Origin of the sequence: Peptoniphilus sp. oral taxon 386 str. F0131 (assembly GCF_000090945.1) — a bacterium.
Taxonomy (GTDB): domain Bacteria; phylum Bacillota; class Clostridia; order Tissierellales; family Peptoniphilaceae; genus Anaerosphaera; species Anaerosphaera mikwangii.
This window is the reverse complement of sequence record NZ_GL349422.1, coordinates 570,328-590,441: the sequence shown is the minus strand read 5'-3', so window position 1 is coordinate 590,441 and position 20,114 is coordinate 570,328. Positions and strand designations below refer to the sequence as shown.

The window sequence follows — 20,114 nt, the reverse complement described above, 5'->3', positions numbered from 1 at the left end:
GCTGCCTATTCAAAATATTTCTTATAAACTCATCTTATAAATTTCAAGCACATCTTTTTCGTCAAGTTTAGCAAATCCGTTAATAATTCCATTTTTGTGTTCGATCGTAAGTTTTGCCATCTCTTCAAGATGTTCCTCTCCTATACCTACTTTTGTAAGTGTATCCGGAATTTCCATGCTATTAAAAAATTCTCTTAATGTATCTATCGCCTTATTAGCATCTGCAAATTCATCATCCGATTGCTCTATACCAAAAACATTTATACCGAATGTTCTTATTTTTGAAACTGTATCTTCATTTAAAACATATTTTAACCAGTTTGGAGTCAAAATCGCAAGCCCAACTCCATGAGTTATATCATAAAATGCACTAAGTTCATGTTCCATTGCATGAACGCTCCAGTCTGTTGCCTTTCCGCTATCTAAAATTCCGTTTATTGCCCAAGAATTTGCCCACATAATATTTGCACGAGCATCATAATTTTCAGGATTATTATATACAACAGGTCCATACTCCACACATGTCTTTAATATGCCTTCCGCAAAACGATCTTGTAAATAGCAACCGTCATTTAATGTAAAATAGTTTTCCATAGTATGACTCATAATATCCGCTACTCCTGCCGCAGTATGTTTTTTCGGGACAGAAAATGTATATTCAGGATTCATAAATGAAAATTTAGGCAACACAAGTTTTGTTCCCCACGCAAGCTTTTCTTTAGTTTTCAAATTTGTAATTACAGATACATTATCCATTTCAGAACCTGTCGCAGCTATTGTAAGTATAGTTCCAAGAGGCACAGCTTTTTCAACATTACATTTTGAAATTACAATATCCCAAGGAGTACAGTCTGTATAAACACCTGCTGCGACTAATTTTGCACAGTCTATTACAGAACCTCCTCCTATTGCAAGAATAAAATTCAAATTATTTTCTCTTACAATTTGAATTCCCTTTTCAGCGGATTCAACACGAGGATTTGATTCTATTCCATCTAATTCACAATAAAATATTTCATTGTCATTAAGGAGCTTCACTACATCATCATATAGTCCGATTCTCTTAATACTTCCTCCGCCATAGCATAATAAAACTCTGTTTCCGTATTTTTTTATTTCCTTCGGCAATTTTTCTAATTGATCTTTCCCAAATAAAATTTTAGTTCCAACTTCAAATGTAAAATCGTACATACAATCCCTCCTAATTTAATAATTACCCATGATTATAACCCCAAATTAGGTTTTGCATAGGAATTTTTATCATAATTTCCGCTTTTATATAAATAATATCCTGCAGATGCAATCATTGCAGCATTATCTGTACAAAGTATCTTATCCGGATAATAAATTTTTATATTTTCATCTTCCGCTCTTTCTTTAAGAGCTTGTCTGAGCCCTTCATTAGCTGCAACTCCTCCCGAAAGAACTATTTTATCCATATTTTCACTTTTTGCAAGACGTATTGATTTTTCCACTAACACATCTGTTACTGCAACTTGAAATGATGCTGCAACATCTTCAACTATATAAGGCTCATTTTTTTGTTGCTTATTATGAAGATAATTTATAACTGCCGTTTTAAGCCCGCTAAATGAAAAATCATACGATCCTTCTTCAAGCATTACTCTTGGAAATTCTATATTGGCATTTCCCTCTTTTGCAAGCTTATCTATTATAGGTCCTCCGGGATATCCTATCCCCATAGCTCTTGCAACTTTGTCAAACGCTTCACCTGTTGCATCATCTCTTGTTCTTCCGACAAGCTCAAAGTCTACATAGTCCCTAACTTTTATAAGATATGTATGCCCTCCCGATACTATAAGTCCTATAAATGGAGGCTCCAAATCTCTATTAGATATATAATTTGCACACACATGCCCGTAGATATGATTTACCCCTATAAACGGTTTCTCTATCGCATATGCAAATGCCTTTGCAGAATTAAGTCCTACAAGTAACGCTCCTATAAGCCCGGGACCCCTTGTAGCAACTACAAGATCTATATCTTCATATTTTACTCCCGCTTCTTTTATTGCCTCTGCAAGCACCGTATTCATAGCCTCAACATGCTGTCTTGACGCTATTTCAGGTACTACTCCGCCAAATTGTTTATGAGTTTTTATCTGTGATGAAATTATATTTGAAAGGACAGTTCTACCATCCTCAACTACCGCTACTGATGTTTCATCACACGATGATTCAACCGCTAATACTTTCATTTTACCTTCTCCACATTATTATTGCATCTATTCCCAATCCATAATAGTCTTTACGAAGTCCCGACTCCGCAAATCCATATCTTTTATATAAGTTAACAGCTTCTATATTATCCGTTCTAACTTCAAGCGTGATTGGATTATTTCCGTATAAATCAATCAATTTATCCATAAGCAGTTTTGAAATTCCGATTCCTCTATAATTTTTATCAACTGCTATATTATCTACTGATACATCTCCAAGAATCTCAGAAATGAAAATATACCCGACCAAATCCAATTTTTCATTTTCCGCTACATAATTATGTGCAAATTCATTTTCTAAAACGCTTGTAATTAATTTTTTAGACCACGCATCGTCAAATGAGCTTTCTTCTATCTTAAATATGGCGTTGACATCTTCTGTTCTCGCTTTTCTTATTCTAAATTCACCATTCATATCTGTTTTAATTTTTTAAAATTCTCTTCCGCCTGAGACAGATTTATATAATTCGGCAAAACATCAAACAAATTATCCGACCCACGCTCTCTATATTCGATTATGCCGAGTCTTGCAACATTCGCTCCTCTTATAAGTCTTTCCTTAGGCATTTTCAAATTCATCTTATCTTTTAATTTATCGTAAAAAAACTCAGCTCCCGCTCCAAGAATTACAACAGCTTTTCCCGAAAGTTCATTTGCAATTTCATCTATATCCATAAGTCTGTCATCTTTAACAGTCCTAATAACATCTGAATTTTTATATATACCAAAATAAGCTCTGTTTCTCTTTGCATCTATGAGCGGAACTATAAATTCACTTCCCTCATAAGTCATGGCAACAGCTTTTAAAGAAGACACTCCTACTATTTCCTTATTTAATGTCTGCGAAAGAGTTCTTGCTATTGTAACAGCTATTCTCGTTCCGGTAAATGAACCCGGACCGATTCCCACGGAAATTAAATCTATGTCCTTTATTGAAAAATTTATCTTGCTGAATATTTCAGATATCATATTTACCACTTCTTCCGAATTATACATGTTCGCTGATAATTCATAAGAGGCTATTTCTCTGTCATCCTCAACAAGTCCTACAGAAGTTTTGAAAGTAGAAGTATCTATCCCAAGTGATATCATCTTAAATCCTCCATTAATTCTTTAGCTCTATCTCCCACGGCATTGATTTCAATTTTCCTTTTATTTTCATCCAACTGAGTTATATTTAACTCCAAATAACATTCCGGTAAACTTGAACTTATTCTATCTGCCCACTCCACAACACATACTCCGTCTCCATAAAAATATTCATCAAATCCAAGATAATATACATCATTATCTCCCTCTAATCTATATGTGTCAAAATGGTATAAATTAAGTTTTCCGTAATACTCATTCACTATCGTAAATGTAGGAGAAGTTATATAATCATCTATTCCCATTCCAATGCCTATACTCTTTGTAAGGGTCGTCTTGCCTGCGGCAAGGTCTCCGTTAAGACAAACTACATCACCTTTTTTCAAAAGGCTGCCAAGTTTTTCTCCAAATTTTTTTGTTTCTTCAAGATTATTTAAAATTAGTTCCATTCTGCCCTCAAAATTTTTCATAATGTACATGACTTTCAAATTCCTTTTTCCTTTTTTCTGAAGGAATTTCAGCCTTATAGCCAAGTCCAATAATACATTCTACATTATATTTAGCAGGAATTTCAAGAGCTTCTCTTATAACATCTTCAGAAATTCTACCCTCATCATTTGTTGCACCTCTAACATTAGCCCAGCAGCTTCCTATATCTAAATCTTCTGCCTGAAATTGAATTACTGTAGCCGCTATGCAGGCATCTTGGTTATATGTTACCGACGCTAACTCCTTATCTGTTAAAACTGCTATTGCCGCTTTAGCTCCTTTCAAAAATCCTGCACCATGACTTTTAAAATGCGAAAGCTCATCAAGTATTTTTTCATCTTCTATCAAAATGAATTGTAAACTGTCTAAATTTTTACCGGTAGGAGATTTAAGAGCACTTTCTAATATTATTTTCAATTCTTCTTGTTTTATTCTATCCGATTTATATTTTCTGATACTTCTCCTTTTTTCAACAAGCTCTTTAAACATAATAATTCCTCCTTGACTTTTTTATATTATACCATTATTTTGTACTTAATATCCTAAAAATCTTTGATTTTTTATAACATTATTCGGGGGAAGTAAACATGAAATTATTGGAAGAAAAAATAATAAAAGACGGCTATATTTTAGATGAAAATATAATAAAGGTCGATTCATTCTTAAATCATCAGCTTGATATAAAATTTTTATCTCAACTTTCCGATGAAATATATGAGCATTTTAAAGACAGAAACATAAATAAAATTCTCACAATTGAAGCATCGGGAATTGCACTTGCAACTGTATTGTCACAAAAATTCAATTATATTCCCGTCGTATTTGCCAAAAAGCAACATCACAAAAATTTGGGTGACAAAGTCTATCAGGAAGAGGTAAAGTCATTTACAACAGACAAAAAATATTCAGTCACAGTTTCAAAAAAATTCCTCTCCGAAAAAGATAATTTACTGATAATTGATGACTTCTTAGCAGAAGGTAATTCTTTAAACGGTCTTATAAAAATATCTCAACAAAGCGGTGCAAAAATAATAGGACTTAGTGTGGCAATAGAAAAAGGATTCCAAGACGGAGGAAAACTTATAAGAAAACTCGGTTACGATTTATTTTCTCTTGCAATTATAACGGATATCAAGGATAACAAATTTACATTCAAAAAATAGAACAAATAATATAACTTTTTAAACACAAAAAATGATATGTATCCCGCTTGTCAAAAGAGGATACATATCATTTTTTCATTATTTATATAATTCTAAAAATACTTTATATAAATATAAATTGTCATCTACCGCACAAAGTTCCCTTACAGAATGCATTGAAAGCATAGGATTTCCTATATCAACCGATTTTATATTTATATGATTTTGAGTTATAGGTCCTATTGTTGAACCTCCTCTCATATCGGAACGATTATAAAAACTTTGACACGGAACTTCCGCTCTGTCGCAAAGCCCCTTAAATATTGATGCCGAAACCGCATCAGATGTATAAGCTTTGTTCGCTGCATATTTTATAACAGGTCCTCCTCCAAGCAAAGGTCTGTTTGTAGGATCCGCTTTTTCTCCAAAGTTAAGATGAACAGCATGTGCCATGTCCGCCGAGATAATATAACTCAAATCTATCGCTCTAAAAAATTCTTCTCTGTTTTTTCCAAGTCCTATTGCGATTCTTTCAAGCGTATTCTCAACCATAGGGCTGTCTGCACCTTGTCTTGAACTGCTTCCGACTTCTTCGTTATCGGTACATACCATAACATTAACACCGCTACCCGAGTCGGTATCCATAAGTGCTTTTAAACTTATATATGCCATAGCAAGATTATCAAGTCTTCCTACAGAAACAAACTCATTATTTAATCCAAGTATTTTGCCGCCGTTTCTGTCATATAAATATAAATCATAGTCTGTAATGTCATCTGTCGAAACCGAAAGTTCTTTTGCCAATAAATCAACAAGCATATCTTCTTTTATTTCTTCATTAGCTAATCCCATAAGAGGAAGTGTATGTGTTTGCGGATTAAACTCAAATCCTTTATTAATATCCCTGTTCATATGAATTGCAAGGCTTGGTATTATAAGTAAATCCCTATCAATTTTTACCAGTTCAATCTTAGGATTTAATAAATTATCTGATTTTAATACAACTCTTCCGGCAATGCTTAGCGGTCTGTCAAACCATGTCGATAAAATTGCTCCTCCATATACTTCAGTGTTTAATTTTAAATTGTTTTCAAATTTCATTTGTGCATTATTTTTAATTCTAAATCCGGGTGAATCACTATGAGAGCCTACTATTTTAAAACCGGTTTTCTCAACATCATTGCTTCCAATTGTAAATGCTATAATAGAACTGTCATTATTAGTTATATAACATTTATCACCTTTTTTAAGTTCCCAATTATCCTTGCACTCAAGTTTTTTAAAACCGAATTTTTCCAAAAGCCCCGCCATATTTCTTACCGCAAAATAAGAACAGGGACTGTTGTCTATAAATTCAATAAGCTCTTTTGAAATTTTTACTGCATCCATTAATATACCCCCTATTTAAAAATTACTTTACTTAATCTATTATACCTCTCATCTATATCTTTTTCACTTATATCTTTAAGTTCTCTTATACTAAGTGCAAAATCAATTTCTTCTTTGAGATCAACATCATTTTCTTTTTCAAACCTTTCCTGCGCTTTTTTTATAAGTCTGCCAAGTTCATTATATTTATTTACAATTTTATGTTCATCTTTTATATGAGATATTAAATATCTGAAACTCCAATTTTTTGATGTAGGTGTTATAACCGCCTTATGCGGAATAATTATCCCCTCTTGTTTAATTTCAAAAGTAAATTTTCCAAGAACTTCTCTTTCAAAATCAGAGAATAATAAAAATTCAATTTCTCCTATTTCGTCACAACTTGAATTATATTCTGTATCATCTACTTCGACTCCCATTAAAATTCCGACTTTCTTATCTATATCATCATGTTTTACTGTTTCAGTTTCAATACCAAGATTGTTTGCTATTTCTATAAGCTTTAAAAATCTTTCACTTTGAACATCAAACCCGTAAACCAACATTCTTTTATCCATAATTCCTCCCTTTTTTAACTCTATCAATCTTTACATTTATACCCAGATTAAAGTATAATACAAATCGGAGGTTTTTTATGCAAAAAAATAGTAAAATCATGTTAAGAGGATATATTATGACAATAATCGGAGCGACCTTTTGGGGCTTTTCCGGCACCTGCGGACAATATCTGATGAGTACAAAGGGGCTGGATGCTAAAATTATTGTAAACACAAGACTTATATTTGCAGGACTTATACTTATTTTATTATCTCTATATAAGAATAAAACAGAAACCTTCAAAATTTTTAAAAATAAAAAAGATACATTGACTTTAATAGCCTTCGGTATATTTGGAATGTTATTTTGTCAGTTTTCATATTTAATTACAATTTCAAAAACTAATGCACCAACTGCAACGGTTCTTCAATTTTTAAGTTCAATATTTATTGTAGTAGGTGTTTGTATAAAAGAAATGCGTGCACCAAAAATTAAAGAAATAAGTTCAATTGTACTTGCACTATTGGGAACAGTTGTACTTGCAACTCACTTGGATCTAAGTACACTTGTAATAAGTAGTTCCGGACTGTTCTGGGGTATATTAGCCGCATTTTCCGTAGTTATTTATACCTTACTTCCAATAAACATATTAAAAAAATACTCAAGTTCTGTTGTTACAGGATTCGGTATGTTTATCGGAGGCATTGTCATTACTTTTTTACTCCAACCTTGGAAATTTTCCGTTAATTTTGATATGATGACAATACTCGGTCTAATTGCGATGATAGTATTTGGAACTGTCCTTGCATTTAATTGTTTCCTAACCGGTGTTTCTATTATAGGACCTGTTCGCGGTTCTCTTATCGCCGGACTTGAAGCTGTTTCTTCACTTTTGTTTTCAATAATTTTATTAAAAGAGAGCTTTATGATGATAGATTTATTCGGAATGCTACTTATACTTATGGCCGTTACGGTTTTAAGTTTCAATAAATAAGGACTTACTTTGAAAGTAAGTCCTTTTTATTATTTATTCAATGATATAGTTTCATTCTTCATGGTATTTACATTGAAGTATGTCAAATTGCTTCCTTCTATTTTTGCATTTTGTGTTTGATCTTCTGTTTTGTAAATTGCCATTCCATTTTTATCAAATACTATTAATTTATATTTAACTCCCAAATCATATGTGAATGTAGAAAGAACATAATTACCTTTTTTCTCAAGTGTTTCTACCTTCGCGCCCGGATTAAGATTTACATTATTTTTTGAATACAACTCTCCATTACTTGCACTTACATAAAATACTTGACTTCCATTTGAAACTATCTTTCCATCTTTTACATTACTATTTGAAATTACAGTGTCAAATGTTCCCTTATCCATATCATAAGAATAAAAGCTATTTCCCGATGTAAAATATAGCTTATTTCCATCTTGATAAAAACTCTTTACTTCAAGGTCACTTAACATTTTAACATCCTTATTTATTGAACTTTCTCTAAACAATCTATAATTTGTTCCATTTGTCTTTATCACATAATAATTCAAGTTATAATATATTGTACTTGAATAATCTTTGTAATTATCAATTGGATTTTCAGGTGGCTTAGGAGTAGGAACACTGCCGCCGGAATTGTTGTTTGATGTAATAACAAGACCTTTCTGATGTGTAAAATTATATTTCCAGCCAAATTCATTTACACAAAATCTCCATGTCATAGGAAAATATGTCACATCTCTGAAAACCAATAGAGGATATTCCTCATTCCTGTTTACTATTGTCTTTCCATTTACTGTTATTTTAAAATTAGGAACCGTTACAGGATATACATCTGCATTTTTTCTGTTAGTCTGATAAAAATCAAATTTACCGTTTATTCCGGTTTGATTAATTTGAAGTCCTGAATACTCGCTCCAATTTGTTTCAACTCCTAAAAATCTTGTTGTATTGTATGTCATAGGAAAATATGTTATGTCCTTATAGACGATAAGTGGATACCTCGCATAGCTATTGTCTACACTAACTCCATTTAACGTAACATTAAATCTCGGAAGTCCAACATAAGTTCCCTGTGCACTTACCTTTGGAGCAAATGCTATTAATAGTACAAATGCTATTACTAAGGAATAAATTTTTTTAATACTCTTCATTTTTTATCATCTCCTTAACTATAAGTTTAACCTATTCCATTTAAAAAATAAATTGACAATCTAATTACAATTAGAAGTCAAAAATATTAAATTATCAAAATTTACTATAACTTTTTATTTCATCATAATTTTAATTTATGTTATAATAAACCTTATAGTGATGGTGATTTTATGCATAATAATAAACAGATATTCAACAAATTAGTTCAACTTTCAATTCCTACAATGGCTGCAATGCTATTGCAATCAATATATGATATAGTGGATATGTACTGGGTTGGAAAAATTTCTTCTCAGGCTATTTCCGCTGTAACTTTATTTTCAACTATACTGTGGTTATTTGAAGTTTTAAACGAAATTATAGGCGTAAGTTCCGTATCAATGATTTCGCAAAGTGTAGGAAGAAATGACATTGAAATGAAAGAAAAAATATGCGAACAAACTCTTTCTTTTAAGTTTTTGATGGGAATTCTAACTTCGATATTACTTTTTATTTTCATTAAACCTCTACTACACTTCTACACCCCCGACAAGACTGTAATAGATATAGCACTTTCTTATGGTTATTTAAGAATCTTTTTTATTCCTATTATGTTTTCGTCATTCTCTGTAAATTCAATATTCAGGTGTACGGGAGATCCTAAAACACCAATGAAAATAATGGGATTTTGTGCAATACTGAATATGATTTTAGACCCTATATTTATGTTTGAAAAAGTTCCTTTTATAAATATTACGGGATTTAATTTAGGAACATTTGGTGCAGCGGTTGCCACCGTAATTTCAACATCAGTCAGTTTTCTAATCGGTTTTTTTATTTTACTTAAGGGAAATAATTATATAAAAATTAAATTTAAAAATTTATTCAGATTAATTCCAAATATTGACTATAAATTAATTACCGTCGGAATTCCCGGTGCTTTTGAATCATTCCTTACATTTTTATTTGAGGCAGCAAGAGTAAAATTTGTAGCAAGTTATGGGTTAATTCCACTTACAGCTGCCGGAATAAGTTCTAAAATTTATGGGGTCTCAATGTTGCCTATGATGGGATTGTTAATGGGCGGTTCAGTCCTTGTAGGTAATTTTCTTGGAGAAGAGAATATAGATGCAGCAGAAGAGACATCAAAAACAGCTGCAAAATTTAATGCCATAATATTATTTGTTTTTACATTGATTTGCTTTATTTTTTCCAAAAAATTAATATCCATTTTTACAAATGATATTGATGTAATAAATATGGGAGCAATTTTCTTGCTGGCTTCGGCAATGTGTATATCTTTTTTAGGATACGGACTTGGAAGAGCTACAGTATTTATGGGTTCAGGATATAATACTCCTCTCTTAATATCATCCTTAGTTTCTCAGTGGATATTACAAATGCCTTTAATTATACTTTGTAGAAAACTTAACTTGCCTGTACAATATTTATGGTATACTTATATACCATCAGATTTTCTGTTTTTTGTTATGATAATGGTGTATCATAAACAAGGCAAGTGGAAAAATAAAAGAGTATAAACTGACAATAATTTATTTTATAAGAATATAAAAAAGGGTATCAATTGATACCCTTTTATTATTACATCATTCCCATTCCAGGATTCATCGGCATTTGTGGCTCTTCTTTAGGAATAACCGCAACAGCAGCTTCTGTTGTAAGAATCATAGCAGCTACACTTGCCGCATTTTGAAGTGCAGATCGTGTAACCTTTGTAGGATCTACAATACCGGAATCAATCATATTAACATAATCTCCCTTAAGTGCATCATAGCCCATTCCAACTTCAAGCTCTTTAACTCTTTCAACTATTACGCTTCCTTCAAGTCCTGCATTAACCGCAATTTGTCTTACAGGTGCTTCAAGCGCCTTAAGAATTATATTCATACCTGTTCTTTCATCCCCATCGGCATTTTCTAAAAGTTTTGCCACTGAATCTATACAATCCAACAGAACTGTTCCACCGCCCGGAACTATACCTTCTTCAACGGCAGCTCTTGTTGCTGAAAGAGCATCTTCTATTCTGAGTTTTCTTTCTTTAAGCTCTACTTCTGTCGCAGCACCAACTTGAATAACTGCTACACCGCCTGAAAGCTTTGCAAGTCTTTCTTGTAACTTCTCTCTGTCAAAGTCGGAATCAGTTGCCTCAATTTGTGATTTGATTTGAGAAATTCTTGCATCAAGTTCGTCCTTGCTTCCGTTTCCGTTTACAATTACAGTAAGATCCTTTTCCACTCTTACCTTTGAAGCGCTACCAAGCATTTCAACAGTTGCATCTTTTAGATCTTGTCCTAAATCAGAAGAAATAACCTTACCTCCTGTTAATATTGCAATATCTTGAAGCATTTCTTTTCTTCTATCTCCATAGCCCGGAGCTTTAATTCCAACTACATTAATTGTTCCTCTAAGTTTATTTAATACAAGTGTAGCAAGTGCTTCACCTTCAATATCTTCCGCAACAACAAGAAGTGGTTTTCCGGCTTGAAGAACTTGTTCAAGTAGAGGTAGTAAATCTTGAATATTTGTGATCTTCTTATCTGTTATTAGAATGTATGGACTCTCAAGCTCAGCAACCATTTTTTCATTATCAGTAACCATGTATGGAGATACATATCCTCTATCAAATTGCATACCTTCAACTACATCAAGGCTTGTTCCCATTGATTTGGATTCTTCAACAGTAATAACTCCGTCTTTGCCAACCTTTTCCATTGCTTCCGCAATAAGATGTCCTACTTCCTCATCTGCTGCTGAAATTGTCGCTACTTGTGCTATTGATTCTTTTGTTTCAACAGGCTTTGAAAAAGCTTTTATTTCTTCAACCGCTTTATCAACCGCTTTTTTAATTCCCTTTTGTAAAATCATGGGATTAGCTCCTGCAGCTAAATTTTTCATTCCCTCAAGTATAATCGCTTGAGCAAGTAATGTCGCAGTTGTAGTTCCATCTCCAGCTACATCATTTGTCTTTGTAGCAACTTCTTTTAAAAGTTGAGCTCCCATATTTTCAAACTTATCTTCACACTCAATTTCTCTTGCAATTGTAACACCGTCATTTGTAATAAGCGGTGCTCCATATTCTTTATCTAATATTACATTTCTTCCCTTAGGTCCAAGAGTTACCTTAACTGTATTTGCAAGTTTATTAATTCCATTTATTAAACCGCTTCTCGCATCTTCTGAAAATTTAATTTCCTTTGCCATTTTATATCCTCCCAATTACTTTAATACCGCTAAAATATCTGTGTATTTAACTATTGTATATTTTTCTTTTTCAACTTCAATTTCTGAACCTGCATATTTAGAAAATACAACTTTATCTCCAACATGCACTTCATCACATCTTTTCTCATCATCCAATATAGCCTTGCCTATTGCAACAATCTCCGCTATATTTGATTCTTCCTTTGCTGAACTTGGCAATACAATGCCTGACTTTGTAGTTTCTTCTTTTTCAACTTTTTTAATTACAAGCTTATCATCTAATGGTTTTAAATTCATTTTTAAGCCTCCTAAATATATTAATTATTTTATTTTTAAACTATTTAGCACTCATAAAGATAGAGTGCTAACTTACTTATTATTTTAATACACGCATAAAATTTTTTCAAGTGATATTTGAAAAAATTTGACATTTTTTTACCTTTAATTTCTATCTGACATTTTTTACTTTATCAATATGTTTAATCTAAATTAAACTATTTATAATTCCTAATTGCTATGTTTTATTTTCACAGATGATTTATTTATATGCTATTTCAAATAAAAAAGGAGCTTTCGCCCCATTTTTATATTTCTGTTTCTTCTCCTGCCGGTGCGGCAAATATCTTATAGCTTCCGCCGCAAACTTCTTTTATACTTTTACATATCTCGTCAAGAACTTTCATTCTCATTTCAGTACTTGTATTCTGATTGCCCTGAATTATAAGAAGTACATTTTTTGTATCTTCAACTATTTTAAAATCCTCAGCATCTCTCGCATCCAAATATGCGGCAATCTTTTCATCGTCCCTATATACAAAATCACCTTCATGAACAGGTTTTGTTCCTCCTCCAACGGGTACAAAACTTTCAGTTTTATCTGTAAAAGTAAATCTTATAGCCCCCTTAAATGAGTCCGCATCATGTGCTCCGATTGATAACATACTTTTTAATGAGCCCATATTATATAAATCTATAAGTGAGTTTATCCTCGGCATAGCTCCGCGTCTTTTTATATTGTTAATAAGTGCTTCTGCTGATGGCGGATATCTCTTTAAAGATCTTCCTATTGCCCTTATCTTTTCTCTATATCCTTCAAGCACTTCATTTTCTTCAAGCATTTGCTCTGTAACATCAAGAGCTCTGTCAGTGAGATATTTTATCTCATCTTCATACTTTAAAGGTAATGCGGCATTCAAATTCACATTTTCAAGTAATGCACCTACTATTGCATCAACACCAAGTACACTTCTTATTTTTTCATCTACTATAAATTTCAAATCAATTCTCCTTAATTCTACTAATTATTTCACTAAGAGAAAGTTCTTCCTGATTTCCTGTCACCATATCTTTTAACGCATATTTTTCTGTTTTTACTTCATTTTCTCCAACAACTAATGTATACGGAACCTCAAGAGCATTTGCATATTTAAATTTCTTTGCAATTTTAGCATCTTCTGTATATATAATTGTATTAATTCCACCATCTCTCAATTTTGAAACCAGCTTTATAGCTTCATCTACAAAACCGGTCATCGGAATTACAATCAAATCTATAAGACTTTTCTTCTTAGCTTCAATAATTTTAGCTTCATTTAATTGATAGAACAGTCTCGAAAGTCCGATAGAAAGACCTACTCCCGGCAGTTTTTTATCCGTATAATAGCTTGCAAGATTATCAAATCTTCCTCCGGAACACACTGACCCTACGTTAGAATAATTATCAAGAGTTGTTTCATATACAGTGCCGGTATAATAATCAAGTCCTCTTGCAATTTTAAGATCAACTGTAAAATTCTTTTCAGGTACTGCAAATTCTGTAATGTATTTTACAACTTGTTTTAATTCACTCAGTCCCTCATTAAATATTTCATTGTCAATTTCAAGTCTATCAAGCGCATCAAAAATTTCACTGTTTGTTCCTGAAATTAATATAAAATCAATTATTTTAACGGCAATATCTTCTTCTATCCCGTTATCACAAAGTTCTTCTTTAACTTTTTCTCTGCCTATCTTGTCAATTTTATCAACTGCTCTTAATACATCTACAGAATCTAAAATATTTAATGATTCAAAAAATCCCTTTAATATCTTTCTGTTATTAATTCTTATTGTAAAATCGTCAAAGCCGAGATCTTTAAAAGTATGATAAATTACTACAGGGAATTCCGCATCATTCAATATATCAAGTTTTTCATTCCCTATTGTATCTATATCACATTGATAAAATTCTCTGAAGCGACCTTTTTGAGCTTTTTCTCCACGATATACTTTTCCTATGTGATACCTTCTGAACGGAAAAGACAAATCGTTAAAATGCTCAACAGTATATCTTGCAAGAGGCACCGTTAAATCAAAACGAAGTGACATATCGGTATCTCCCTTTGTAAATCTATAAATTTGTTTTTCAGTTTCTCCTCCACCTTTTGCAAGAAGCACTTCACTTTTTTCTATCGCAGGAGTATCTATAGGCAAAAATCCGTGTTTCTCAAAATTTTTCCTAATAGTATCCATCATTTCATTAAAAAGAATTTGTTCCTTCGGCAACAATTCCATAAACCCCGGAAGTGTTGAAGGCTTTACAATTTGAGCCATAATAATCCCCCTTATTCCCTAATAAATTAATAAACTAATTAAATTATAACATAATTACAATGTATAAAATATATATTTAAGTCAAAAATATAAAAAGATGATTTAATTTCCAGCCGTCAATATTTAATATATTTAATATATTTATAAATTCACTAAATCTATAAATATATTAAATATTGCTTTCTTATTATGATTTTTACTAAAACCTATTTTAGAACTTATCTTTAAATATGATGATGAGTATAGAATTTTTTTATTTATCAATTTCCAATTTTTAAAAACATATAATGGTATTAAAAAATTTTTTTCATTATACACTACATCTTCTTCTACTCCATTTTTAAAATAGCTGATATCCATTACAAATCCGCTTCTAATAAATCCGTCAGATGCTTTTTTAACTTCTTTCGGTGTTAATAAAATATAAGATTCTTCGCCAACAACAATTCTTACATTACTTTCAAATCCCATCATGGCCATTGAAGTTTCAATACTCGAATTTTTAAGTTCATCTTCAATTTTATCAATAGACAAATATGCATTATATTCTCCGCCGCCAAGAATATTTATTAACTCATTATAATCCACATTTGTACTTTTAAACTTTAACATCTTTTTAGATTTTTCCGCTAATATCTCATTTAAGATATCCAATTCATTTCCCATTAATTTATATGATAACTCTTTAATTTTATCTTCTTCTAAATTAAGCAAAATATTTAGAAATTTTTCTATATTTATTCTGTTTTTATTAAATTTTTCTGCAAAATCATTTCCTTTTTTTGTCAACATATATCTGTTTTCTTCTTTGCACAAAACTCCATCATTTAGCATTTTATCGAGGATTTTTTTAGAATTCGGTTTTGTACAGTTAAAAGCGCTCGCTACACTTGTTATAGTATTTTGGTTTTTATTTTCAATCAAATGTAACAAATATAACTTTTCCATATTTGTAAACTTCATGGTTTCTCCTCATTACTCCGCAAGAGTTTTCACCTGTTTTATTCTATCTGAAATTCTAAGTGTTGAATCTTTATGACTCGCTAATATAACTGCCTTATCTTTAGACTCTTCCCATATAGATTTTAAAATTATACCCTCATTTAAACTATCTATATTTGCTGTAGGTTCATCTAATAGAAGTAAATCTCCATTTTGTATAAATCCTCTTGCAACCGAAATACGCTGTTTCTCACCTGTCGATAATGAATTCTCGATATCACCGACTTTAGTATTGTAACCATTTGGAAGTTCTTCTATAAATTCTCCTATAGATGCTTTTCTACAGGCAGCTTTTATTTCTTCCATAGTTGCATCTTCTTTCGCTATTTTTAAATTATCAAGTATTGTTCCATTAAATAAATGAGTACTTTGTGTTATATAGCAGTGATTTTTTCTCAATGTCTTTGTATTTATTTCTTTTATATTTATCTTATTCTCTTCAATTTTACCGCTATCTACATCATAAAATCGCATTATAAGTTTTAACAATGTCGATTTTCCGCAGCCGCTCTTTCCTTTTAAGCCAAGTATTTCTCCTTTTTTTACAGCTAAATCAAAATTTTTTAATACTTCTTCGGAACCATATGAAAATGAAACTTTTGAAACATCTATTTCTTCAAAGTTAATATCCTTACCATTTACAACTTCTTCCACTTCCGGAACTTCTTCCAACAAAGACATAACTCTTTTACCACATGCAAATGTTGTTACTAAATTATTTGCTAAATTTGAAAGTGCAGATACAGGCCCAAAAGAACTCATAAATGCTATTATGGGAACAACAACTTCTATCTTATTTACATATCCGAATTTATATAAATACATTGCAGAAATTAATATACAAATATTTCCTATTAAAATTACACTATTTGAAAGAGCCATATTTCCACCATATATTCTGCTGAGTCTCGTTGCAGATCTGCTTAATTTTTTTGTATATTCAAGCATCTCATTTCTACGTTCTCCGCCAAACTGATACTGTGCCGATTCTTCTATGCCGTAAAATGTATCAATAATAGATGAATTTATATCGCTTAAATTTTTTCTTTGAATATCGCCTATACTCTTTGCTCTATTTGAAGTTATTATAGGTACTATTATTGCCATTATAAGATGAAAAATAACAAGCACTACCGCATATAATACATTTATTTTAAACATTAATATTGTTAAAAATAATGTATGAATAAAAGCTATTGAAATCGGTGAAATTGTATGTGCATAAAAAACTTCAAGTAATTCTATATCTGAAGTTATAATTGTAATTAACTCTCCTGTATTTGTATTTTCCATTTTTGCAGGAGCAAGTCTTCTTAGAGCTTTGAAGACTCTATCTCTTATAATTTCCAAAACTCTAAATGCAACAAAGTGATTGCATAGCTGTTCTAAATACCTAAGCACAGATCTAAGTAATGCAAATATCACCAAAATTGTAATTAATTTAAAAAAGTAAAATTTGCCGATCATTGCTTTTATAAGTGCATATCCTCCAATTACAGGAATTAATGTTGCTATTATATGACCTATACTTCCAAATAAAATTGCAAGAATCATAAATAATTTCAGAGGACTTACAAGAACAATTAACTTTTTTACCAATTGCGTATATTCTCTAATCTTACTCATATTTAATCCCCCAGTTTTCTAAAGCCATTTGATTATCGTAAAGTTTTTTAAATTCACCGTTAATACTTATCAACTCATTATATGAACCTTTTTCTTCAACTGCTCCATCCTTCATATAATATATATAATCTGAATTTATTGTATATTTTAATCTGTGAGAAATCAAAATAATAAGTTTGTTCTTTCTAAATGTATCTAAAAACTTCATTATAATTTCTTCACTCTCAGAATCTATATTTGAAGTTGCCTCATCAAATATATAAATCGGAGATTTTTTTAAAATTGCCCTTGCAATAGCAATTCTTTGTCTTTGACCGCCGGAAAAATTACTTCCATTTTCAAAAATTAAAGTATCTAATCCATTTTCGTGTTCAAAATATTCCTTTAGAGAAAATTTTTCTAAAACATACCACATTTCATCATCTGTTATATCTTTATTTCCCATTTGCAAATTATATCTGAGTGTTCCTTTAAATAAATATGGATTATTTGTTACCAATGTACAATTCTTTAATATTTCTTCTTCTGAAACATTATCGGTATTATTATATAAAACCTCACCTGTGAAAGGAGTGACCTTATTGATTATCAAATTTGCAATTGTAGATTTTCCACAACCGCTTTCTCCTACTATATAAGTTATTTTATCTTTACCGAAATTCATATCTATATTCTTTAAAATTGTTCTTTCTTCATTGTATGAAAAATTAATCCCTTTAAGCTCTACATTATAATCCTCATCTGTAATTTTACCGCTTCCATCCTTTACATCAGGCATATCTAAAACTCTAAATAAATGATCTACTACTCCCATTCCATTCATAGCTATATGAAAAAATGAACCTAAAAGTCTTAATGGCAAAAAGAATTCTGAAGAAAGTAAAATAATTATAATTGCATCTCTTAAATTGATAGTTGCATTAGAATAGTAAAATACTGTCAGAATAATACCAAGTACAGCTCCTCCATATGCAATTACATCAAGTACCGTAATATTATTTAACTGTACTCCTAAAACACGCATAGTATTTTTTCTAAAATCTTCAGCATATTTATTCAATTTCTTATTATATCCGTCATCTGCATTAAATATAATTAATGTTACAAGACCTTCTAAAAAATCCACAAATACTTCAGAAAGATCGACATAACTTTTCCACTGCTTTGCATTAATTTTCTTGGCAATCTTTTGTACCATAATTATTGCTATCGGAATAAGCGGTATCATTAAAAATAACGCAACAGCTATTTTTAAATTTATCCTACCTATAAAAATAAATAATATAATCGGAGATAACATTGAATAAATTAATTGCGGTATAAAAGAATTAAAATACACCTCCAAATTTTCAACGCCGTTTACAGATAGTTGAACTACTTCCGCTACATTAAATTTCGTTGAATATTTCATTCCATAACTATATATCTTATCGAACAAAATTGTCCGAATTTTCTCCTTTATATTAATAGATATATTATTACTGTACTTGCTTATTAAGTTAATTATTAGTGCTTGAAGTAAAATAACAACTATTAAACTTCCTATTGTAAAAAATAAAATATTTTTATTTAAAAACATTTTCTCTATAAAATTTGCCACTGAGTAAATCATAAATATATTTAAACAAAGCGAAAATAGTTTTAATATAACAATATATATAACATATTTTCTCTCCTTATCCATCATATTTAAGAGCCTTTTATTTAACATACATACCTCCTGATTTCACAATCTGATTTTAGACAATTTTAAATACATACCTTATATTTATATAAAGAATATCAAAAAGAAATTTATATGTAAATAATTTTGATATATTTTATCAACACAGAAGCGTTTAAAATTTCTTATACTTATTGTCTTTTTAACCTTTAAGGTAGTTAACCTATGTTAACTTAAAATTAATTATTCACAGTTTCAACAAAAAGACGATTGAATTTTCAATCGTCAAATATTTTTACTTCCTTAAATTAACTTTGGTCAAGATTTACATTAAAAACATCCACCTTAAAATTATCTATCAGCAATTAATTTCGTTACAAAAAATAAAAAAGACGTAAATACGCCTTATATTTTGCTGTTTTCTTCTACTATATCGTCTATTTCCTTTGCTATTTCTTCAACATTCTTACTTCCGTCTAAAATATAATCTGCATATGGTGAAAAATCTTGTGCGTTTTCCACTCTATTCTTTATTTTTTGCGGTAAGTCTCCTCTTATCTCCATTCTTTTAATCATTTCTTCTTTACTTAATTTTAAATAAATACATATCGTATTCTTTAAAGTATTTTTAATTTCAATTACACCAAATAAATCAATCACAAGGACTACATTTTTCTTACTTGATACATATTTTTCAAGTTGAAGCTTCGGAATCCCATAAAAATTTCCTGCATATTCTGTAATACCTACAAAATATTCTTCATCATCAAGACGTTTAAACTCATATTTATCTACAAAAAAATAATCTATTGCATTTTTTTCTCCTACTCTCGGTGCTCTTGTAGTATACGTAATTATTCTGTAAAAATTGTCTCTTTTATTTAAAATATTTGCCTGTGTACTTTTACCTGAACCGGAATTCCCTGCTATTAGATATATCATTATATCAGTCCCCCATACTTTTGATTAATTATACATTAATTTTATAAAAA

The 20,114-nt window shown here is 30.7% G+C and carries 20 protein-coding genes; 3 read left to right on the top strand and 17 right to left on the bottom strand.

All coding sequences use genetic code 11. The annotated features are described in order from the left end of the window. Positions 1-21: 21 nt before the first annotated feature. The 6 genes from HMPREF0629_RS02790 to HMPREF0629_RS02765 are packed head-to-tail and all read right to left on the bottom strand — an operon-like array spanning position 22 to position 4,307. Complete coding sequence (locus HMPREF0629_RS02790; protein WP_009221859.1) at positions 22-1,191, bottom strand: iron-containing alcohol dehydrogenase; 1,170 nt, start codon at positions 1,189-1,191, stop codon at positions 22-24. Between the two features lie 32 nt (positions 1,192-1,223). Next, the gene (gene tsaD, locus HMPREF0629_RS02785; protein WP_036729564.1) at positions 1,224-2,219 is read right to left on the bottom strand and encodes a tRNA (adenosine(37)-N6)-threonylcarbamoyltransferase complex transferase subunit TsaD; all 996 of its coding nucleotides are present in this window, start codon (positions 2,217-2,219) and stop codon (positions 1,224-1,226) included. Position 2,220: 1 nt separating this feature from the next. Next, positions 2,221-2,655 carry a ribosomal protein S18-alanine N-acetyltransferase gene (gene rimI, locus HMPREF0629_RS02780; protein ID WP_039856523.1) on the bottom strand — a complete coding sequence of 145 codons (435 nt, stop codon included), beginning with the start codon at positions 2,653-2,655 and terminating at the stop codon, positions 2,221-2,223. After that, positions 2,652-3,332, bottom strand: a complete 681-nt coding sequence (gene tsaB, locus HMPREF0629_RS02775; RefSeq protein WP_009221858.1) for a tRNA (adenosine(37)-N6)-threonylcarbamoyltransferase complex dimerization subunit type 1 TsaB — start codon at positions 3,330-3,332, stop codon at positions 2,652-2,654. Before tsaB ends, rimI begins: the two co-directional genes overlap by 4 nt. Further along, positions 3,329-3,799 carry a tRNA (adenosine(37)-N6)-threonylcarbamoyltransferase complex ATPase subunit type 1 TsaE gene (tsaE, locus tag HMPREF0629_RS02770; protein ID WP_255263821.1) on the bottom strand — a complete coding sequence of 157 codons (471 nt, stop codon included), beginning with the start codon at positions 3,797-3,799 and terminating at the stop codon, positions 3,329-3,331. Before tsaE ends, tsaB begins: the two co-directional genes overlap by 4 nt. Then, on the bottom strand, positions 3,786-4,307 hold the full coding sequence (locus tag HMPREF0629_RS02765; protein WP_009221856.1) for a nitroreductase family protein: 522 nt from the start codon (positions 4,305-4,307) through the stop codon (positions 3,786-3,788). The genes tsaE and HMPREF0629_RS02765 overlap by 14 nt, the downstream gene beginning before the upstream one ends. A 98-nt stretch (positions 4,308-4,405) precedes the next feature. On the opposite strand from HMPREF0629_RS02765, the gene HMPREF0629_RS02760 reads away from it, so the two are divergent. After that, entirely contained in the window at positions 4,406-4,981 is a 576-nt protein-coding gene (locus HMPREF0629_RS02760) for a xanthine phosphoribosyltransferase (protein ID WP_009221855.1), read from the top strand. A gap of 78 nt (positions 4,982-5,059) precedes the next feature. Here HMPREF0629_RS02760 and HMPREF0629_RS02755 read toward each other — a convergent pair whose 3' ends face one another. Next, positions 5,060-6,349: a M18 family aminopeptidase gene (locus tag HMPREF0629_RS02755; protein WP_009221854.1), complete on the bottom strand. Its 1,290-nt coding sequence runs from the start codon at positions 6,347-6,349 to the stop codon at positions 5,060-5,062. Positions 6,350-6,360: 11 nt separating this feature from the next. Next, on the bottom strand, positions 6,361-6,906 hold the full coding sequence (locus tag HMPREF0629_RS02750; protein WP_039856521.1) for a DUF3783 domain-containing protein: 546 nt from the start codon (positions 6,904-6,906) through the stop codon (positions 6,361-6,363). A 77-nt stretch (positions 6,907-6,983) separates the two neighbouring features. Here HMPREF0629_RS02750 and HMPREF0629_RS02745 point away from each other — a divergent pair, with 77 nt between their 5' ends. Next, positions 6,984-7,880 carry a DMT family transporter gene (locus HMPREF0629_RS02745; protein ID WP_009221852.1) on the top strand — a complete coding sequence of 299 codons (897 nt, stop codon included), beginning with the start codon at positions 6,984-6,986 and terminating at the stop codon, positions 7,878-7,880. Between the two features lie 29 nt (positions 7,881-7,909). On the opposite strand, the gene HMPREF0629_RS07650 is transcribed toward HMPREF0629_RS02745, so the two are convergent. Then, positions 7,910-9,037 carry a hypothetical protein gene (locus HMPREF0629_RS07650; RefSeq protein WP_009221851.1) on the bottom strand — a complete coding sequence of 376 codons (1,128 nt, stop codon included), beginning with the start codon at positions 9,035-9,037 and terminating at the stop codon, positions 7,910-7,912. A gap of 171 nt (positions 9,038-9,208) precedes the next feature. Here HMPREF0629_RS07650 and HMPREF0629_RS02735 point away from each other — a divergent pair, with 171 nt between their 5' ends. Continuing rightward, on the top strand, positions 9,209-10,558 hold the full coding sequence (locus tag HMPREF0629_RS02735; RefSeq protein ID WP_009221850.1) for an MATE family efflux transporter: 1,350 nt from the start codon (positions 9,209-9,211) through the stop codon (positions 10,556-10,558). Between the two features lie 61 nt (positions 10,559-10,619). On the opposite strand, the gene groL is transcribed toward HMPREF0629_RS02735, so the two are convergent. From groL to HMPREF0629_RS02695, 8 genes are all read right to left on the bottom strand, one after another. After that, a complete protein-coding gene (groL, locus tag HMPREF0629_RS02730; protein WP_009221849.1) occupies positions 10,620-12,239 on the bottom strand; it encodes a chaperonin GroEL in 1,620 nt (539 codons plus the stop codon). A 15-nt stretch (positions 12,240-12,254) separates the two neighbouring features. Then, positions 12,255-12,536: a co-chaperone GroES gene (gene groES / locus HMPREF0629_RS02725; RefSeq protein ID WP_009221848.1), complete on the bottom strand. Its 282-nt coding sequence runs from the start codon at positions 12,534-12,536 to the stop codon at positions 12,255-12,257. Between the two features lie 287 nt (positions 12,537-12,823). Continuing rightward, positions 12,824-13,516: a B3/4 domain-containing protein gene (locus HMPREF0629_RS02720; RefSeq protein ID WP_009221847.1), complete on the bottom strand. Its 693-nt coding sequence runs from the start codon at positions 13,514-13,516 to the stop codon at positions 12,824-12,826. Position 13,517: 1 nt separating this feature from the next. After that, positions 13,518-14,831 carry a histidine--tRNA ligase gene (gene hisS / locus HMPREF0629_RS02715; RefSeq protein WP_009221846.1) on the bottom strand — a complete coding sequence of 438 codons (1,314 nt, stop codon included), beginning with the start codon at positions 14,829-14,831 and terminating at the stop codon, positions 13,518-13,520. Between the two features lie 141 nt (positions 14,832-14,972). Further along, entirely contained in the window at positions 14,973-15,794 is an 822-nt protein-coding gene (locus HMPREF0629_RS02710; RefSeq protein ID WP_009221845.1) for a hypothetical protein, read from the bottom strand. 12 nt (positions 15,795-15,806) lie between these two features. Further along, positions 15,807-17,459, bottom strand: a complete 1,653-nt coding sequence (locus tag HMPREF0629_RS02705) for an amino acid ABC transporter ATP-binding/permease protein (RefSeq protein ID WP_039856516.1) — start codon at positions 17,457-17,459, stop codon at positions 15,807-15,809. Then, positions 17,452-19,170 carry an ABC transporter ATP-binding protein/permease gene (locus tag HMPREF0629_RS02700; RefSeq protein WP_009221843.1) on the bottom strand — a complete coding sequence of 573 codons (1,719 nt, stop codon included), beginning with the start codon at positions 19,168-19,170 and terminating at the stop codon, positions 17,452-17,454. The genes HMPREF0629_RS02705 and HMPREF0629_RS02700 overlap by 8 nt, the downstream gene beginning before the upstream one ends. A gap of 357 nt (positions 19,171-19,527) precedes the next feature. Further along, a complete protein-coding gene (locus HMPREF0629_RS02695; RefSeq protein WP_009221842.1) occupies positions 19,528-20,064 on the bottom strand; it encodes a guanylate kinase in 537 nt (178 codons plus the stop codon). Between the last annotated feature and the right edge of the window lie 50 nt (positions 20,065-20,114).

What these genes read in the sequence shown, in the direction of transcription:
- HMPREF0629_RS02745 (WP_009221852.1), top strand. Translation starts at nt 6,984, where the DNA reads ATGCAAAAAAATAGTAAAATCATGTTAAGAGGATATATTATGACAATA.
- HMPREF0629_RS02790 (WP_009221859.1), bottom strand. Translation starts at nt 1,191, where the DNA reads ATGTACGATTTTACATTTGAAGTTGGAACTAAAATTTTATTTGGGAAA.
- HMPREF0629_RS02765 (WP_009221856.1), bottom strand. Translation starts at nt 4,307, where the DNA reads ATGTTTAAAGAGCTTGTTGAAAAAAGGAGAAGTATCAGAAAATATAAA.
- tsaB (WP_009221858.1), bottom strand. Translation starts at nt 3,332, where the DNA reads ATGATATCACTTGGGATAGATACTTCTACTTTCAAAACTTCTGTAGGA.
- HMPREF0629_RS02710 (WP_009221845.1), bottom strand. Translation starts at nt 15,794, where the DNA reads ATGAAGTTTACAAATATGGAAAAGTTATATTTGTTACATTTGATTGAA.
- HMPREF0629_RS02695 (WP_009221842.1), bottom strand. Translation starts at nt 20,064, where the DNA reads ATGATATATCTAATAGCAGGGAATTCCGGTTCAGGTAAAAGTACACAG.
- HMPREF0629_RS02700 (WP_009221843.1), bottom strand. Translation starts at nt 19,170, where the DNA reads ATGTTAAATAAAAGGCTCTTAAATATGATGGATAAGGAGAGAAAATAT.
- HMPREF0629_RS02705 (WP_039856516.1), bottom strand. Translation starts at nt 17,459, where the DNA reads ATGAGTAAGATTAGAGAATATACGCAATTGGTAAAAAAGTTAATTGTT.
- HMPREF0629_RS07650 (WP_009221851.1), bottom strand. Translation starts at nt 9,037, where the DNA reads ATGAAGAGTATTAAAAAAATTTATTCCTTAGTAATAGCATTTGTACTA.
- rimI (WP_039856523.1), bottom strand. Translation starts at nt 2,655, where the DNA reads ATGAATGGTGAATTTAGAATAAGAAAAGCGAGAACAGAAGATGTCAAC.
- HMPREF0629_RS02750 (WP_039856521.1), bottom strand. Translation starts at nt 6,906, where the DNA reads ATGGATAAAAGAATGTTGGTTTACGGGTTTGATGTTCAAAGTGAAAGA.
- HMPREF0629_RS02755 (WP_009221854.1), bottom strand. Translation starts at nt 6,349, where the DNA reads ATGGATGCAGTAAAAATTTCAAAAGAGCTTATTGAATTTATAGACAAC.
- hisS (WP_009221846.1), bottom strand. Translation starts at nt 14,831, where the DNA reads ATGGCTCAAATTGTAAAGCCTTCAACACTTCCGGGGTTTATGGAATTG.
- HMPREF0629_RS02760 (WP_009221855.1), top strand. Translation starts at nt 4,406, where the DNA reads ATGAAATTATTGGAAGAAAAAATAATAAAAGACGGCTATATTTTAGAT.
- groL (WP_009221849.1), bottom strand. Translation starts at nt 12,239, where the DNA reads ATGGCAAAGGAAATTAAATTTTCAGAAGATGCGAGAAGCGGTTTAATA.
- tsaD (WP_036729564.1), bottom strand. Translation starts at nt 2,219, where the DNA reads ATGAAAGTATTAGCGGTTGAATCATCGTGTGATGAAACATCAGTAGCG.
- groES (WP_009221848.1), bottom strand. Translation starts at nt 12,536, where the DNA reads ATGAATTTAAAACCATTAGATGATAAGCTTGTAATTAAAAAAGTTGAA.
- HMPREF0629_RS02735 (WP_009221850.1), top strand. Translation starts at nt 9,209, where the DNA reads ATGCATAATAATAAACAGATATTCAACAAATTAGTTCAACTTTCAATT.
- tsaE (WP_255263821.1), bottom strand. Translation starts at nt 3,799, where the DNA reads ATGAAAAATTTTGAGGGCAGAATGGAACTAATTTTAAATAATCTTGAA.